At 70.7% G+C, this 16,154-nt stretch carries 17 protein-coding genes; 4 read left to right on the top strand and 13 right to left on the bottom strand.

Annotated features, from left to right (window positions below):
* Positions 1 to 18: 18 nt before the first annotated feature.
* From QSK39_RS21355 to QSK39_RS21345, 3 genes are all read left to right on the top strand, one after another.
* Positions 19 to 912 (top strand): alpha/beta fold hydrolase, encoded by an 894-nt coding sequence (locus tag QSK39_RS21355; RefSeq protein ID WP_285479528.1) that lies wholly within the window; start codon positions 19 to 21, stop codon positions 910 to 912.
* A 513-nt stretch (positions 913 to 1,425) separates the two neighbouring features.
* A complete protein-coding gene (locus QSK39_RS53290) occupies positions 1,426 to 2,214 on the top strand; it encodes an MFS transporter (protein WP_285479527.1) in 789 nt (262 codons plus the stop codon).
* A 22-nt stretch (positions 2,215 to 2,236) separates the two neighbouring features.
* Positions 2,237 to 3,250: an AraC family transcriptional regulator gene (locus QSK39_RS21345; RefSeq protein ID WP_285479526.1), complete on the top strand. Its 1,014-nt coding sequence runs from the start codon at positions 2,237 to 2,239 to the stop codon at positions 3,248 to 3,250.
* Between the two features lie 132 nt (positions 3,251 to 3,382).
* Here QSK39_RS21345 and QSK39_RS21340 read toward each other — a convergent pair whose 3' ends face one another.
* The 13 genes from QSK39_RS21340 to QSK39_RS21280 are packed head-to-tail and all read right to left on the bottom strand — an operon-like array spanning position 3,383 to position 15,494.
* A complete protein-coding gene (locus QSK39_RS21340; RefSeq protein ID WP_285479525.1) occupies positions 3,383 to 4,522 on the bottom strand; it encodes a hypothetical protein in 1,140 nt (379 codons plus the stop codon).
* A 55-nt stretch (positions 4,523 to 4,577) separates the two neighbouring features.
* Positions 4,578 to 5,531, bottom strand: coding sequence for a PrsW family intramembrane metalloprotease (locus QSK39_RS21335; RefSeq protein ID WP_285479524.1), 954 nt, complete (start codon positions 5,529 to 5,531; stop codon positions 4,578 to 4,580).
* Complete coding sequence (locus QSK39_RS21330) at positions 5,528 to 6,037, bottom strand: STAS domain-containing protein (RefSeq protein WP_285479523.1); 510 nt, start codon at positions 6,035 to 6,037, stop codon at positions 5,528 to 5,530. Before QSK39_RS21330 ends, QSK39_RS21335 begins: the two co-directional genes overlap by 4 nt.
* 14 nt (positions 6,038 to 6,051) lie before the next feature.
* Positions 6,052 to 6,501: a DUF1931 family protein gene (locus QSK39_RS21325; protein ID WP_285479522.1), complete on the bottom strand. Its 450-nt coding sequence runs from the start codon at positions 6,499 to 6,501 to the stop codon at positions 6,052 to 6,054.
* Positions 6,501 to 8,192, bottom strand: a complete 1,692-nt coding sequence (locus QSK39_RS21320; protein WP_285479521.1) for an FAD-dependent oxidoreductase — start codon at positions 8,190 to 8,192, stop codon at positions 6,501 to 6,503. The genes QSK39_RS21325 and QSK39_RS21320 overlap by 1 nt, the downstream gene beginning before the upstream one ends.
* Positions 8,189 to 8,452, bottom strand: coding sequence for a UBP-type zinc finger domain-containing protein (locus tag QSK39_RS21315; RefSeq protein WP_285479520.1), 264 nt, complete (start codon positions 8,450 to 8,452; stop codon positions 8,189 to 8,191). Before QSK39_RS21315 ends, QSK39_RS21320 begins: the two co-directional genes overlap by 4 nt.
* Positions 8,449 to 8,913: a thioredoxin family protein gene (locus QSK39_RS21310; protein ID WP_285479519.1), complete on the bottom strand. Its 465-nt coding sequence runs from the start codon at positions 8,911 to 8,913 to the stop codon at positions 8,449 to 8,451. Before QSK39_RS21310 ends, QSK39_RS21315 begins: the two co-directional genes overlap by 4 nt.
* Positions 8,910 to 11,540 (bottom strand): ATP-dependent chaperone ClpB, encoded by a 2,631-nt coding sequence (gene clpB / locus QSK39_RS21305; RefSeq protein ID WP_285479518.1) that lies wholly within the window; start codon positions 11,538 to 11,540, stop codon positions 8,910 to 8,912. Before clpB ends, QSK39_RS21310 begins: the two co-directional genes overlap by 4 nt.
* Positions 11,531 to 11,827: a chaperone modulator CbpM gene (locus QSK39_RS21300; RefSeq protein WP_285479517.1), complete on the bottom strand. Its 297-nt coding sequence runs from the start codon at positions 11,825 to 11,827 to the stop codon at positions 11,531 to 11,533. Before QSK39_RS21300 ends, clpB begins: the two co-directional genes overlap by 10 nt.
* Positions 11,827 to 12,753: a DnaJ C-terminal domain-containing protein gene (locus tag QSK39_RS21295; RefSeq protein ID WP_285479516.1), complete on the bottom strand. Its 927-nt coding sequence runs from the start codon at positions 12,751 to 12,753 to the stop codon at positions 11,827 to 11,829. Before QSK39_RS21295 ends, QSK39_RS21300 begins: the two co-directional genes overlap by 1 nt.
* A 6-nt stretch (positions 12,754 to 12,759) precedes the next feature.
* Positions 12,760 to 13,299 (bottom strand): nucleotide exchange factor GrpE, encoded by a 540-nt coding sequence (locus tag QSK39_RS21290; RefSeq protein WP_285479515.1) that lies wholly within the window; start codon positions 13,297 to 13,299, stop codon positions 12,760 to 12,762.
* Positions 13,300 to 13,308: 9 nt separating this feature from the next.
* The gene (gene dnaK / locus QSK39_RS21285; protein ID WP_285479514.1) at positions 13,309 to 15,183 is read right to left on the bottom strand and encodes a molecular chaperone DnaK; all 1,875 of its coding nucleotides are present in this window, start codon (positions 15,181 to 15,183) and stop codon (positions 13,309 to 13,311) included.
* Positions 15,183 to 15,494 carry a hypothetical protein gene (locus tag QSK39_RS21280; RefSeq protein ID WP_285479513.1) on the bottom strand — a complete coding sequence of 104 codons (312 nt, stop codon included), beginning with the start codon at positions 15,492 to 15,494 and terminating at the stop codon, positions 15,183 to 15,185. The genes dnaK and QSK39_RS21280 overlap by 1 nt, the downstream gene beginning before the upstream one ends.
* Positions 15,495 to 15,878: 384 nt before the next feature.
* Here QSK39_RS21280 and QSK39_RS21275 point away from each other — a divergent pair, with 384 nt between their 5' ends.
* On the top strand, positions 15,879 to 16,136 hold the full coding sequence (locus QSK39_RS21275; RefSeq protein ID WP_285479512.1) for a hypothetical protein: 258 nt from the start codon (positions 15,879 to 15,881) through the stop codon (positions 16,134 to 16,136).
* The last annotated feature ends 18 nt before the right edge of the window (positions 16,137 to 16,154 follow it).

Genomic DNA, 16,154 nt, shown 5'->3' with positions numbered 1-16,154 from the left:
AGGTTAGTGGGGAAAGCCATGGCTGACCAGTTGACGGAATGGCACCGGCACGGCGCGACGACCACGGTGCCGGTGCGGAAAACGCCCCGGGCGGTGTTCCACCGGGTGGTGGGGAGCGGCCGTCCGCTCGTGCTGCTCCACGGCTTCCCCGCCTCGTCGTTCGAGTGGGCGCGGGTGGAGCCGCTCGCGGCGCGCCGGCACACCGTCGTGACGTTCGACTTCCTCGGCTTCGGCGCGTCCGAGAAGCCGCGCGAGCACCGCTACAGCGTGTTCGAGCAGGCCGACCTCACCGAAGCGCTGATCGGCTCGCTCGGCTTCGAGGCCGTCACCCTCGTGGCCTACGACTACGGCGCCATCGTGGCTTCGGAACTCCTCGCCCGCGACCGGTCGTTCACGATCGACCGGTGCGTGTTCCTGAACGCGGGGTTGTACGCCGACCAGTACCGGCCCCGGCTGATCCAGCGGGCCTCGTTGTGGCCGGTGGTCGGCGGGCTGCTCGCCCGATCCCTGACCGAGCGGCAGTTCTTCCGGTCCTGGTCGAAGGTGTTCTCTCCGGAGCACCCCCTGGACCCCGAACTGGCTGGGCTGCACTACCGCGCGTTGCGAGCCGGGGACCCCGACCCCGGCCTGACCGCTCGGCTGCTGCGCTACATCCCCGAGCGCGCGGCCCACCGTGATCGCTTCGAGCCGGTCGTCACCGGCAGCCCGGTTCCCCTGTCGTTCCTGTGGGGGATGCGGGATCCCGTGTCGGGGCCCCGGGTCGCGCGGGAACTGCGGAGCCGCAACGCGGACGCCGACATCGTCGAGTACCCGGACCTCGGCCATTGCCCGCATATCGAAGCGCCCGAGCGGGTGGCGGCGGACATCCTCGCCAGAGCGGCGGACCAGGCAACGGACGTCCGGCCTGCTTGACAAGGAACTCGCCCGCGGCCATGAGCGTGCTCCCAGGCGCGACGCATCCTGGTCGACATCACCTTGGCCGAGTGCTAGTGGAGCTTGATGAGCCGATTTACGTAAGCCGAGAGGGCGACAGCAAGAGCTGATCGGCGGCCGACGCGAAGTAAGGTTGCGCCGGCCGTCGTCGGTGGTGCAGCGCGCCAGCAGTCTTCCGGGAGCTGGTTCGCGGCCGAGGCAAGAAGATCCTCGCGTTCAACATCGCGGTGGCGCCGGTGGTGGCGCGCAGTGCTACCTGACGTCGGGTACCTGCCCCATGCTCAGCGAGGTGGTCAGGGTCCCGGACGTCCGGCCGGGCACCATCCGGCTGGTCAGCAGTGTCGTTGGTGATCGGGGCCGCGATCGGCGCGGGCCACTTGAGCGAACGGCTCGGCCGCCGCCGGACCATGCTCGGGTTCGGCCTGGGGAACCTTTCGCGTTGCCGTTGCTCGCCTGGGCATCGCCGCCGCCGAGAGTGATCGCGGCGCGGCCGTGGCGCTGCTGTGCGTCGTCATGGTGATGCTGTCCAACGCCGCGTGCGCGCCGCTGATGATCTTCCTCAACGAGCAGTACCCGACCGAGCTGCGGGCCAATGGCACCGCGGTGAGCTGGAACCTCGGCTTCATGCTCGGCGGGCTGATGCCGACCCTGGTGAGCCTGCTCAGCCCGCAGCTGTCGGATGTTCCCTCGCGGCTCGCGATCTTCCTGGTGGGCGCGACCCCGGTGTTCGTCATCGGGTCGTGGCCGGACCGTCGCCGACGAAGCCACCTCCGCCTGACGGCGAACGAGTGGTCACCGGGCTCCGAGGGCTTCGCTGATCGTGCCGTGCAGGGTGAACAGGGACCGCACTCCGGCCACGCTCAAGGGCGAGCCGACGGCCTGTTCCGAGCCGACCAGCCGCAGCTCGACGTCGACGCGGCGGAGCTCCGTCGCGATCTGCACGACGATCTGCAGGGCCACCGGACCGAAGGTGGCCGGTTCGGTCAGGTCGAGGATCAGCAGCTCGAGGGCATGCGCTCGCTGTCCGTCGATGACGGCCATCAGCTCGATCCCGGTCCGCGCGTGGAAGGGACCGCGTGGACGCAGCAGACAGGCTCCCGGCCGCACGTGGTCCAACCGCTCGACCTGCACGGACTGCGTCAGCGGCAGCGCCTGGTCCATCACCTGCACGTCTCTCCCCGTGGTAGCTCACCCAGCCGCTCCAGTGAAGTGCCCGCGGCTGCTCCGGCACAGCCGATTCGCGCGGCACCCTGTCCGTTGCCCGCGTTGGCGGGAGCGTGACCAGGCGATTACTGTTCGGCTCGTGACGGGCTTGCCTCAGACGGAGCTGCTGCCCGGGCATCCGGTCGCTCGCGCGTCGGACGTCGACGAAGCGCACGAAGCGGTGACCCGGACGTACCTGCCGCATCGGCTCGAGGTGCTGGACCGTGAAATCGACCTGGACATGCGCCTCAACGCGGTCCGGGTGGGCGCGGTGACCGCGGGCTACCTGCGCTACGGGAGCGCGGTCCGGCTCGGCACGGTCGACGCCGGCAACTACCACGTCAACATCCCGGTCACCGGACATTCCGAGCAGCGCTGCGGCTCTTGGGAACCGGTGTACGCCGGACCCGGACGGGCTGCCGTGTTCGTGCCGGGCTATCCGGCCGACATGCGGTGGGGAGCCGCGTGCGCCCAGCTCTGCCTCATGATCGACCGGCACGAGCTGGAGCTGGCGCTGCAACGCCAGATCGGGCGGCCGCTGGGCGAGAGGCTGAGCTTCACCACCGCGATGGACTTGCACACCCCGGCGGCACGGTCGTGGCTCGAGGTGCTGGCTCTTCTGGAACGTGAGGCGAGCCGGCCGGGCGGGATCACGCACCACCCCGCGGCGGCCGCGCACCTGCAAAGCCTGGTCATCGCCGGTCTGCTGCTGGCCCAGCCGAACAACTACAGCGACCACCTGCACGCGCCGGCGGCCCCAGCTCCGCCCAGGGCACTGCGCAGGGCCGTCGAGCTGATCGAAGACGACCCGGGTCTGCCGTGGACTTCGAGCACCTTGGCCCGTGAAGTCTCGGTCAGCGTCCGAGCACTGCAGGAAGGGTTCCAGCGCTGGTTCGCGCTGACGCCGATGGCCTACCTGCGGGATGTCCGCTTGACTCGGGTGCACGACGAACTCGCGGTGGCCGACCCCGGCGGTACGACGATCGCCGCGGTCGCCGGTCGCTGGGGCTTCCTGCACGCCGGCCGGTTCTCGACCGCCTACCGCCGCAAGTTCGGTGTCCTGCCCTCGGAGACCTTGCACGGCCGTCACCCGATGAAGGGGACAACCGGCTGACGGCGGGGGCAGGCCGGGCATCAGCTCGCTGGGATCGACAGCCGGGAGGCGTGATGGCGAAGCCGGATGATCGGACATCGGCCACCGCCGGCCGGCCGAATATGCCGAGCAGCCCGACCGCCATTCGTCGCTTCACGAGGTCTGCGGGCGACGCTCCCCACCCGCGGGCGTCCGGTCTTCCCGCCCGCGCCGATTGTGCTCTTGGCGTTCCCGTTCGCGGCGGCTGTAGGTCGCCTTGCGGACGGTCTCCTCGTCCTCGAGGCTCGACCCGAGCGCGCCGGCGACGATCCCGACCGAGCTGCACAGCCACACCAGGTTCAGGTACGACCCCACCCCGACCGGGTGCCCGAGGGCCTGGGCGAAGTAGCCGCTGTCGATCACGACGGCCGCCGCGAGCAGCGCGACCACGTACAGGATCGCGTACATGCACGCCACCCCGATCGCCAGCGTGGCCGCCGTGGACACGTTGTACAGCACGGCTTTGCGTCGCTCGGCGGCCTGGGAAGGCCGGTCCCACAGGTGGTTGTACACCATCAACCACCCTGCCATGATCGCGACGGTGACGATCGTGATCCCCGCCAGCCGCAGCGGGGACAGCGCGTCCGCGAGCTTCCAGAACGAACTGGTGATGACGCCGTAGGCGGCGGTGCCGGCCGCGGCCGCGGTGGCGCCCGCCAGGTGCGGGACGAGCTGCCACGGCCGGTTGTCCCGCACCATCCCGGCCAGCAGCCGCAGCCGGCCACGCAGGCCGACCAGCGCCAGGTGGGTCGCGGCGGACTGGTGTCCGTCGGACATCCGCTGGGTTGGGGCCAGCGCCTCACGCAGCCGTGCCGCCGCTCCCCGCCGGCCGTGGTCCCCGTCGATCCCGGGCCCCGACGCCAGCTGCCGCACCACGCGGACGAGCAGCGTCCGGGCGCGGCGACGCACCAGGACGGCGCCGAGCGCGGGCAGCGAGATCATCGCGGCCCCGTGCTCGACGTCGACTCTCGCGACGACGGGTTTCGTCCCCGCGCGGCGGGGCAGGTCGGTGATCAGGACCAGCATGTCCCAGCCGCGGTCCTGCCGGTGCCGCTGCGAGAGCGTGCGCATCGGGATGTCACCGTCGTCGTCCAGCGGCAGCTGCGCCACTTCGTGCTCGACCTGCCACTCCGTCTCCTCGCTCACCCGGGCGGCGAAGATCCCGGGCAGATCGTCGGCGAGTGCGGTGATCACCTGCTCCGGTAGTCCTTCGTCGGCCAGTACCCCGACCGTCACCTGGCGTGGTGCGTTCATGTGTCACCTCGGTCGCCGGTTGCCCTGGGAGACAGCTGCCAAACCCACCGGCGGGTCAAAGCGGGAGAACCGGATGCCGGGACGTCGCCACGCGGTAGGCCCACGCCGGAGGCGTGCCCCGCCGCTCCCGCCGCTCCCGGCGCGCCCGCGCGACCAGCACCAGCAGCCACACCACCCCGATCGCCCCGATCAGGCCCTGGCCCACCCAGGTCAGCGTCGTGTAGAGCCCGACCTGGGCACCGGTCGGCGCGGCCGGCAGGCCGCGCACCAGTAGTTCGTACTGCCACGGCTGACCGGTCAGCAGCAGCGTGAAGTACAGGGAAATCGCGGACATCGAGTCCCACAGCGCGTGCAGGAGTGAAACGCCCAGGTAGGCGAGGGCGAGCCGGGCGGTGAGGACGAAGTGGGCGCGGGTGCTCCATGCGAACAGGAGCCCGCCGAGCACGGCGGTCCAGAGCCCGTGCCCGACCGGGGCGAGAAGCCCGCGCAGCAGCTCGGTGGTCACCAAGTCCGTCAGGGACAGTCCCTGCGGGGTGAACAACGCGGTCAGCGCGTAGCCGGCCGACTCGAAGGCGGCGAACCCGAACCCGACCGCGGCGCCCAGGATCAGGCCGTCGCGCATGGACTTCACGGCCAGGTGCCGGGTCAGCAGGGCGAGCGCGGCCAGCTTGACCGCTTCCTCGATGAGCCCGACGCCGACGTACAGCCACGGCGACGGGTGCAGCAGGTACGCCTCCAGCACCGACGCGCCGAGCACGCCCAGCACACCGCCGACGATGAACGTGCGGAACACCAGCTCGGCGGTGATCTCGCCGGACTCCCGGCGCTCGAACGCCCACGCCACGAACGTCACCGGCACCAGGAAGCTGCCGAGCAGCACCAGGGTGGGTATGAGGTTGGGGTTCCCGGTCAGGTAGGTGACGACCGCGGAGAGCACCCACAGGACCAGGCCGGCTCCGAACATCCGCAGCCAGGTACGTCGGTTCGGTCGTTCGGTGACAGCTCTCATCGGCGCTTCCCCCATCGCTCGCCGCGGCCGTGGGCGGCCGTGTCGATGAAAGTCCGGTACCGGTCCGCGGATCCGGGCTCGGCGACGTCTGCCAGCCCTTGCGGGCAACGCACCACCGACCACAACTCGGCACGCGGGTGCGGGTCGTCGAGGACGGCTCGGTACCAGCTGAAGACCTCGCCCAGCAGGGCATCGTCCATCGCGTACAGCACGGGCGGCGCGAGCCCGGTCAGCTCGAGCAGGCCGCCCAGCGCCGTCAGCCTGTCCTCGACCCGGTGGATCAGTTCGAAGAGGCTGTCGTCCACCTGCGCGACCCGGGACAGATCGACCACCAGGTGCCGCGTGCCGGCGTGGAGCAGCCCGGCGAAGTGCGCGGCCAGCAGGCGGAGCGCCCGCGCGTCGATCGGCCCGTCGACCGTGACGACGGTGTGGTGGTCGTCGCGCAGGGCCGAGGTGACCGTGAAGCTTCCCGGCTGATCGAGGGTGAGGGAAAGTCCGTTGACCATGGCCTGACGCCCTTTCAGAGAAGCAGTTCGAACATCCGGAAGACCTGGTCCCATTCGGCGGCGCCGGGATTCTTGACGCGCGGGTCGATGATCTTGAACGCCTGGGCGAGCGCCACGCTGAGACCGCCGGCGATGGCCGGGAGCCGTGCCTCGGTGTCTTCGGAGAGCGCCATCCCGAGCGGGGGACGCGCCAGGAGCTGTTCCAGCAGCGGGACCACTTCCAGGTCCTCGTCCAGCTTGCGGAACTCGTGCATGCGCTCCTGCAGGCCCTTGGTGATCGGCAGGTCCCTCGGCTCGATGACGTCCCGCCCGCCGGCCTTGGCCGTGGCCTTGGCGACCACGAAGAGGTCGTGGATCTTGCGATCCAGGAACTCGTCGTACCGTTTCAGATCGTTCTTGTCGACATCCAGGCTCGCGGCCGTCCGGAAGAACCGTTCGAACCGCGCCGCACCCATGACCGGCATCAGACCTCCTGTGAGAGATGTTCGTGGACGAACCGGACGGCCATGGCGCCCTCCCCGACCGCCGAGGCCACCCGTTTGACCGAGCCGTGGCGTACGTCCCCCACCGCGAACACCCCGGGTCGGCTCGTCTCCAGCACCAGGGGTGCGCGGTGCACCCCGCGCCACACGTCGGCGTCCCGGAACCCGTCGGCGTCCGCCCCGGTGAGCACGAACCCGTCCTCGTCGAGGGCGACCAGCCCCGAAAGCCAGGCGGTGTGCGGGGAAGCTCCGATGAAGACGAACAACGCGCGGGCGTCGAGGACGCGGCGCTCGCCGGTGCGGTTGTTTTCCACGGCCAGGGATTCGAGCTTGTCCGCGCCGGCGAGCTCACGGACTTCGGTGTGGCACAGCACGGTGATCCGCGGATGTTGTTCGACCTGCTCGACGAGGTAGCGGGACATGTTCGCGGCGAGATCGCCACCGCGCACCAGCAGGTGGACCACCGGCGAACCCTCCGCGAGGAACACCGCCGCCTGGCCGGCCGAGTTGCCACCGCCGACCACGGCCACGGGGGTGGCCAGGCATCGACGCGCTTCGTGCAGAGTCGCGGCGTAGTAGATGCTGGTCGCTTCGAAGGTCTCGATGCCGGGTACGACGAGCCGCCGGTAGCGGGCGCCGGTGGCGATCACGACGGTGCGGGAAACGATCTCGATGCCGTCGTCGAACCCGACGGCGTACCGGTCGTCGCGTGGTTCGAGGGTGCACGCCTCTGCCGGGACGGCGACCTGGGCCCCGAACTTGGTCGCCTGGATCACCGATCGCTCGGCCAGTTCCGCCCCGGAGATCCCCGGCGGGAAGCCGAGGTAGTTCTCGATGCGGGACGTCGTCCCGGCTTGGCCGCCCGCTGCCAGGCTGTCGAACGCCGACAGCCGCAACCCGTCGGAGGCGCCGTAGACCACCGCGGCCAGCCCGCCGGGCCCGGCGCCGACCACCAGCAGGTCCCGCACATCGTGTTCGGGTTCCGGCGGTCGCAGCCCGATCTTCCCGGCCAGCTCGGCGGTGCTCGGGTTCCGCAGCACTTCGGTGCCGTTCAGCACGACCACCGGGGTGTCCGCGACGGCGACGCCGAACCGCTCCAGGAGCGCTTCGGCCTGCCGGTCCTTGTCGGCGTCGACGAGCCGGTACGGGAGCCGGTTGCGGGCCACGAACTCCAGCAGCCGCCGGGTGTCCGGGGAGTAGCAGGAGCCGACGATCCGCAGCCCGTTCCCGGATCCGATGAGGAGGGTCCGGCGCACGAGGTAGGCACGCAGGATCAGGTCGCCGAGCACCGGATCGCCGAGCACCAGGCGCCGCACCGCGCTCACCGGGAGGGCGAGCACCTCGCCGGGTTCGGCGGTCACGGCGCCGACGAACGCGGGTTGCCCTTCGAGCAGCCCGAGCTCGCCCAGGAACCGGCGCGGTCCGTGCACGCGGACGACTTTCGCGTCGGCCCCGGTTCCCTCGGTGACGGCGACCTTGCCGCTCAGGATCACGAAGAACTCGGACGGCTGGCCGCCCTGCGCGTACAGCACTTCGCCTGCCTGGACCGGACGGCGTTCGCCGCCTTCCTCGAGCGTGCGGATCTGTTCGTCGGTGAGCCGGGGGAACGCGCCGCCGGGGTCCGGGGTCTCGGTCGGCGGCGAGTCGAGGGCGAGCCCGGTCGTGGCGGTCATACGAAGGCCTGGTCGACGTAGCACCAGCGCCAGGTCTCCCCGGGCTCGAACGAGCGCACGATCGGGTGCCTGATGGCGTGGGCGTGCTTGCTGGCGTGCGTCATCGGCGACGAGTCGCAGCAGCCGACGTGCCCGCACGTCAGGCACAGTCGCAAGTGCAGCCACGGCGTGCCGGCGACGAGGCACTCCTCACAACCCTGCGGAGTTCGTGGCACCACGTCTCGGACGAGCGCGAGATGCTGGTCGACGACACTGGTCATCGCAGGTCACCTTCCTTGGTCGAGGTGTTCGCCGACCGCGCCAGCGCCTGGTCGAGCCAGTCGCGCAGCACGGGCACGGGCGCGGCGCCCGCTTGCCGCGCGACGACCTCGCGGCCGCGCAGCACCATGAGCGTCGGCACGGCCTTCACGTCGAACCGCTGGGACAGCCCGGGTGCCTGGTCGACGTCGACCTTCACGAGCTTGACCTTCCCGGCCCGCTCCCGGGCCAGCTGGGCCAGCGCGGGGCTGACCTGGCGGCAGGGCCCGCACCAGGTGGCCCAGAGATCGACCAGCACCGGCAGCGTGGCCCGCTCCGCGACTTCCGCGAAGTCGGGGTCGCCGGCGTCGACGATCCAGGGCAGCGGTTCGTGGCAGTGCCCGCAGGTCGGTTTGCCCTCGGCGGCGGCCGGAACGCGGTTCTTGTGCCCGCAGTGCTCACAAACGACCGTGTCGGTGTTCATGCCGCGGTCCTCCCTTCGCCCCGGCTGTAGGTGACGGCGAGCTCGCCGTCCTGGGCCTTGACGGTGATCACGAGGCCTTCGGTCGGGTCGCCGCGGAGCAATGTGCGGCCGATCTTGGTCTCGACCTCGTGGGAGATGTACCGGCGCAACGGCCGGGCGCCGTACACGGGGTCGAACCCGTGCCGGGCGATGAGTTTCCGCGCCTCCGGGGTCAGCTCGACCGAGATGCCCTGTTCGGCCAGCCGGTCGCGCAGCTCGTCGAACTGCAGGTCGACGATCCGCTCGATCTCGGCCGGCCCGAGCGGGGTGAACAGCACGATGTCGTCGACGCGGTTGAGGAACTCCGGCCGGAAGTGGTGCCGCAGCTCGGCCAGCACGGCGTCCCGGGCGTCCGGCTTGATCTCGCCGGTGGGGGTGACCCCGTCGAGAAGGTGCTGCGAGCCGATGTTGGAGGTCATGATGATCACCGTGTTGCGGAAGTCGACGGTCCGGCCCTGCGCGTCGGTGATCCGGCCGTCGTCGAGCACCTGGAGCAGGGTGTTGAACACGTCCGGGTGCGCCTTCTCGATCTCGTCGAACAGCACGACCGAGTAAGGCTTGCGCCGCACGGCTTCGGTGAGCTGCCCGCCCTCGTCGTAGCCGACGTAACCCGGGGGAGCGCCCAGCAGCCTCGAGACGGTGTGCCTCTCCTGGTACTCGCTCATGTCGAGCCGGACCAGGTTCTCCTCGCTGTCGAACAGGGCCGCCGCGAGGGTCTTGGCGAGCTCGGTCTTCCCGACCCCGGTCGGGCCGAGGAAGATGAACGACCCGATCGGCTTGCGCGGATCGCGGATCCCCGACCGCGCGCGGATGACCGCGTCGGCGACCAGCCGGACGGCTTCGTCCTGGCCGATCACCCGCTCGTGCAGGATCTCGTCGAGCCGCAGCAGCTTTTCCCGCTCGCCTTCCTGCAGCCGGGAAACCGGGATCCCGGTCCAGGCGGCGACGATCTCGGCGATCTCGTCCTCGGTGACGACCTCGTGCAGCAGCCGTTTCCGGCCTTGCTTGCCCGCCAGCTGTTCCTCCTCCGCGGCCAGCCGGCGCTCGGCTTCGGTGATCTCGCCGTAGCGCAGCTCGGCCGCGCGGTTCAGGTCGTAGTTCCGTTCCGCTTCCTCGGCTTCGTGGCGCAGCCGTTCCAGATCGGACCGCAGCTGCTGGACGCGCCGGATCGCCTGGCGCTCGGCTTCCCACTGCGCCTTCTTCGAGTCCGCTTCGGCCCGGAGATCGGCGAGCTCCCGGTCGAGGTCCGCCAACCGAGCCTTGCTGGCCGGGTCGGATTCCTTGGACAGTGCGGCTTGCTCGATCTCGAGGCGGGTGACGCGCCGGGTGAGCTCGTCGAGCTCGGCGGGCATGGAGTCGATTTCCGTGCGCAGCCGCGCGCACGCCTCGTCGACCAGGTCGATCGCCTTGTCCGGCAGGAACCGGTCGGTGATGTAGCGGTGGGACATCGTCGCGGCGGCGACCAGCGCGCCGTCCTGGATCTTGACGCCGTGGAACACCTCGAGCCGCTCCCGCAGCCCGCGCAGGATGGAGATGGTGTCCTCGACGGATGGTTCGTCGACGACGATCGTCTGGAACCGCCGCTCCAGCGCCGCGTCCTTCTCGATGTGCTTGCGGTACTCGTCGAGCGTCGTCGCGCCGATCATGTGGAGCTCACCGCGCGCGAGCATCGGCTTGAGCATGTTCCCGGCGTCCATCGAACCTTCGGCGGCGCCGGCCCCGACGACCGTGTGGAGCTCGTCGACGAAGAGCAGGATGCGTCCCTCTTCGGCCTTGACCTCGGCCAGCACGGCCTTGAGGCGTTCTTCGAACTCGCCGCGGTACTTGGCCCCGGCGACGAGCGCGCCCATGTCGAGCGAGAAGACCGTCTTGTCCCGCAGGCCTTCCGGCACGTCGCCGCGCACGATCCGCTGGGCGAGACCTTCGACGATCGCCGTCTTGCCGACGCCGGGGTCGCCGATCAGCACGGGGTTGTTCTTGGTCTTGCGCGACAGGATCTGGATCACCCGGCGGATTTCGGCGTCCCGGCCGATCACCGGGTCGAGCTTGCCCGACCGCGCGTCGGCGACGAGGTCCCGGCCGTACTTCTCGAGCGCCTCGTACGCGCCTTCGGGGGTCGCCGAGGTGACCCGCTGGTTGCCGCGGATCTTGGTCAGCGCCGTCAAGAACGACTCGCGCGTTACGCCGTACTGGGTCAGCAGCCGCCCCGCGGCGGACTTCGCACCCTCGTCGGCCAAGGCCAGCACGAGGTGTTCGACGGAGACGTATTCGTCCTTGAGCCGCTTGGCTTCCCGTTCGGCGGCGTCCAGCAGGCCGGCGAGCCGCCGGGTGAGGTAGACCTGCCCGGGGGTGGCACCGGGGCCGGTCACCTTCGGTCGCCGCGCGATCTCCGCTTCGACGGCTTCACGGAGTTCGTCGACGTCCGCGCCCGCCTGGGCGAGCAGCCGGGGCGCCAGGCCGTCGGGCTGGTCGAGCAGGGCGAGCAGCAGGTGCTCACCGTCGGTCTCGGTGTGGCCGTGGCGCTGCGCCACGCTCTGGGCCTCCTGCAGCGCCTCCTGCGACTTCTGGGTCAGCTTGCTCATGTCCATCGCGGCTGGCTCCTGACTTGGGCTTCGAGGACGTCGATGCGGTCCAGCAGGTCGAGTACGAGCCCGATGGCTGCGTAGTTGAGGCACAGGCCCGCGCGCAGCCGCTGGATGCGCGCGAGGGAGGCGACCGCGGACGGCGCCAGCCACATCCGCCCGTTCGAGTCGATCGTGCCGTCCACGAGGCTCAGCGCGACGAACCGGCGGATCAGCTCCGGGTGCAGCCCGCTTCTCGCGGCTGCCGCGCTGAGGCCGATCCGGACGGGACGGGTGAGCAGGTACTCGGCCATCAGGTCCTCCTCGGGTCGAAATCGGACACGGCGGCGAGCTGTTCGAAGAGCTCGCGCTCCCGCTTGCCGAGCTTCTTCGGCACCATCACGCGGACCTCGGCGTAGAGATCACCCGGTTTTCCCTTGGGGTTGGGCAGGCCTTCGCCGCGCAGCCGCAGCCGCCGCCCGGTCGACGAGCCGGGCACGACCCGCACCTTCACCTCGCCGCCGGGGGTCACCACGGGAACTGTGGCGCCGAGCGCCGCCTCCCAGGGCGACACCGGCAGCTCGACCGTGAGGTCGCGCCCGGACAGGCGGTAGCGCGGATGCGGCTTGATTCGCACCACGAGGTAGAGGTCACCGGGCGCCGCGTTCCCGGACGCCCGCCCGCCCTGCCCGGCGAGCCGGATGCGCTGCCCGTCGAGCACGCCGGCCGGGATGTCGATGTCGTAACCGCGTTCGCCCGCGCCGGCGATGCTCAAGTGCCGTCGCCCGCCCGGGTAGGCCTCCTCGACCGTGAGCTCGAGCTCGGCCTCCTGGTCGGCGCCCGCGATCGGCCCGCCGGCACCCCGGCTCCGGAAGAAGCCGCCGAGCAGGTCTTCGATGTCGACGCCCTCGAAACCCTCGGACCCGCCGCCGAACCCCGGGCCGGGCCGGGTGCGGCGGACGCGGCCGCCACCCCGCCCGCCGGCTCCGGCGTACACCCGCTCGTCGAAGTCGTCGGGCACCCGGCGGAAGTCCGCCCCGAACCGGTCGTACTTCGTGCGCTGCTCCGGGTCGGACAGCACCTGGTAGGCCTCGCTGATCTCTTTGAAGCGCTCTTCGGCGCCCGGGTCCGAGTTCACGTCGGGGTGGTACTGCCGCGCCAGTTTCCGATAGGCCCGCTGGATTTCCTCGGCGCTCGCCGTCTTGGCGACCCCGAGGGACTCGTAGAAATCGGTGGCCACCGGCCATCACCCCGGTGACTTGGACACCGTCACGGCCGTCGGCCGCAACTGGTTCCGGTCGGTCCCGTAGCCGGGCCGCGTCACCCGGGTCACGGTGTTCGGTTCGGCGGCCGGGTCCTCGACGACGGCGACGACCTCGTGCCGGTTCGGGTCGAAGGGGACACCGGTTTCGTCGTCACGCGGGTAGCCGAGCCCGGCGAGCAGCCGGACGGCTTGCTCCCGGATCGCCTGGACGCCCTGCACGATGGCCGACGGGTCGGCCTCGGCGTGCGCGAGCGCCAGTTCGAGGTTGTCGAGCATCGGGAGCCAAGCCGCCGCGACCCGCGCCCGCTCGGCTTCCACTTGCCGCCGCAGCTCGGCGGCGTGGCGCTTGCGCACGTTGTCGAGGTCGGCCACGGCGCGGCGCCACCGGTCCTCGAGCTCGGCGAGCTTCTCTTCCGTCCCGGTCGCCGGGGCCGGCACTTCCCGGGGGCGGGAATCCGTGCCGTCCCCGGCGACCTCCGCGGAGGGTTTTCCCTGCTCCGCGGCCCTACCTGTGGTGGCCATCGTTCTGCCTCACGCCCGGTCGAAGTCGGCGTCGATCACGTCGTCTTCGTCGGCCGCGTGCCGGGGGCCGTCGCCGTTCCCACCGCTGTCGCCGCCGCTCGGCCGGGGCGTGTTGAGCCCGGCCAGCACCTGCTGCAGCTCCGAGGTCAGCGACCGCACCCGGTCCATCGGAGCGGCGTCCTGCACGGCCTCGCGGGCCTCTTGGACGAGCATCTCCGCGCGTGCCTTCTCGTGCGGCGGAGTGGCGTCCGTGATGGCCCGTTCGACCTGGTAGGCGGCCGAGTCGAGCAGGTTGCGCGCGTCGACCTCCTCGCGCAGCCGCTGGTCTTCGGACCGGTTGCGGTCGGCTTCGGTGACCATGCGCTCGATCTCCGCCTGGTCGAGGTTCGAGCTCTCGCTGATCGTGATGCCCTGCTGCGCACCGGTGTCCTTGTCCTTCGCGGTGACGTCGAGGATGCCGTTGGCGTCGACGTCGAAGGTGACTTCGACCTGGGGTTCACCGCGTGGGGCCGGCCGGATGTCGGTGAGCTGGAAGCGCCCGAGCACCCGGTTGTCGGCGGCACGCTCCCGCTCGCCCTGGAGCACCACGACGTCGACCGCGGGCTGGTTGTCCTCCGCGGTGGAGAACACCTCGGTCCGCCGCGCCGGGATCGTCGTGTTGCGCTCGACGATCTTCGTCATCACGCCGCCGCGGGTTTCCACGCCGAGGGACAGCGGGGTGACGTCGAGCAGCAGGACGTCCTTGACCTCACCCTTGAGCACCCCCGCCTGGACCGCCGCGCCGAGCGCGACGACCTCGTCCGGGTTGACGCTCATGTTCGGGTCCTTGCCCCCGGTCAGCCTGCGCACCAGGCCCTGCACGGCCGGGATCCGGGTCGAGCCGCCGACCAGGATGACCTCGTCGATGTCGTTCGCGGTCACCTTCGCGTCGGCCATCGCCTGCTTGACCGGGCCGAGGCACCGTTCGACCAGGTCCGTGGTGATCTGCTCGAACACCGAACGCATCAAGGTGGTGGTGAGGTGCTTCGGGCCGTCCTGGCCCGCGGTGATGAACGGCAGGCTCACGCTCGTCTGGCTGACCGAGCTGAGTTCGACCTTCGCTTTCTCCGCGGCTTCGAAGAGCCGTTGCAGCGCCTGCGGGTCCGACCGCAGGTCGATGCCGTTGTCCTGCTGGAACCGGTCGGCCAGGTGGTCCACGATCCGGCGGTCGAAGTCGTCCCCGCCGAGGTGGGTGTCCCCGGCGGTCGAGCGGACCTCGACCACGCCGTCGCCGACGTCGAGCAGGCTCACGTCGAAGGTGCCGCCGCCGAGGTCGAACACGAGGACCGTCTCGTGGCCCTTCGAGTCGAGCCCGTAGGCGAGCGCGGCGGCGGTCGGCTCGTTGATGATGCGCAGGACCTCGAGGCCGGCGATCTTGCCGGCGTCCTTGGTGGCCTGCCGCTGGGCGTCGTTGAAGTACGCCGGCACGGTGATGACGGCCTCGGTCACCCGCTCGCCGAGGAACTTGCCCGCGTCGTCGGCGAGCTTGCGCAGGATCTGCGCGCTGATCTCCTCCGGCGAGTGGAGCTTGTCGCGGACCTTGAACCGGACGACGCCGCCGTCACCCTCGACGACGTCGAACCCGACGGCCTTGGCCTCGTCGCCGACTTCGCCGTACTTCCGGCCGATGAACCGTTTCGCCGAGTAGATCGTGCCCTTCGGGTTGAGGATCGCCTGCCGGCGGGCGAGCTGGCCGACCAGCCGTTCCCCGCTTTCGGTGAACGCGACCACCGACGGAGTGGTCCGGGCGCCTTCGGAGTTGGCGATGACCGTGGGTTCGCCGCCCTCCCAGACGGCGATCACCGAGTTGGTCGTGCCGAGGTCGATGCCGACCGCCTTGGCCATCACACACCTCCGGTCATCTTGGCGAGCAGGGTCGTGGCTTCGTCGGCCACCTCGGCGTCGGCGACGACCTCGTAGCGGGTCGGCGTCATCACCCGCACCGAGGCGAAGTCGCGGCGGCCGCGCTGGAGGGCGTGCGCGACGAGGCCGAAGATCGCGCCGATCACCGCGCCGAACACGAGTCCGTAAACGGCGAGGGTGAAGGCCGCCAGCACCGGCGTGAACCAGGTGAAGACCCCGAACAGCCAGCCGATCAGCAGCCCGGCGAGGGCGCCCGAGCCGGCTCCCCGCAGCGCGGCGCCCCCGTGGTTCACGTTACCCACACGGGGAGAGGCGGTCACCACGACCGCCTCTTTTGGCGGCATCGTATCCGGGTCAAGCGCCGTTGCACTCGCGTGGGTGCGCGCCGGAGGTATGGGTGTCCGCGTACCGTCGCATCGATCCGCTGCATTGTTCTCCGTATGGCAGCCGAGAACCCAACAACGCCGAGCGCCCGGTCGCGGAGCCCGTTGCTCAGCCGGTTGCGCACGCGAAGCCGCCGGAGGCGGCTCCCGCGCTCCGGCCGGACATCGCGCACGCGGTCGGCCGGGTGATTGCCCGCTCGTCGGCTCGATGAAGGAGGTCAACCTCCTGGCCGGCCACCTCCGTCCCGAAGAGCGGGTCCTGGCGCTGACCGGAGCACAGGCGAAAGCTTCGGTGTGCTCGCCTGCACCAGTCAGCGGCTTCTGTTCCTTTTCTTCGGCATCGTGCGCAGGCAGGTCGTCGAGGTCGACTGGAACCAGGCCAAGGTCACGGTGTACAACCGGTCGACGAAGTTTCGTGCCGTCTATACGGTCCGGCCGTCGAAACGCGCGGTTCCGGCCAGGTTCGTTCGGGTGGCCAACGCGGCCGACGCGCACGCCATCGTCGACGCGGCGGAAGCAACGTCGACCGCGCCGCGGTTCGGCATCGTGTGAGTGGGGTACGACCAGGTG

Origin of the sequence: Amycolatopsis sp. NBRC 101858 (assembly GCF_030269325.1) — a bacterium.
GTDB lineage: Bacteria > Actinomycetota > Actinomycetes > Mycobacteriales > Pseudonocardiaceae > Amycolatopsis > Amycolatopsis ponsaeliensis.
The sequence above is the reverse complement of the archived record's forward strand: the minus strand, read 5'-3'. Positions and strand labels throughout refer to the sequence as shown.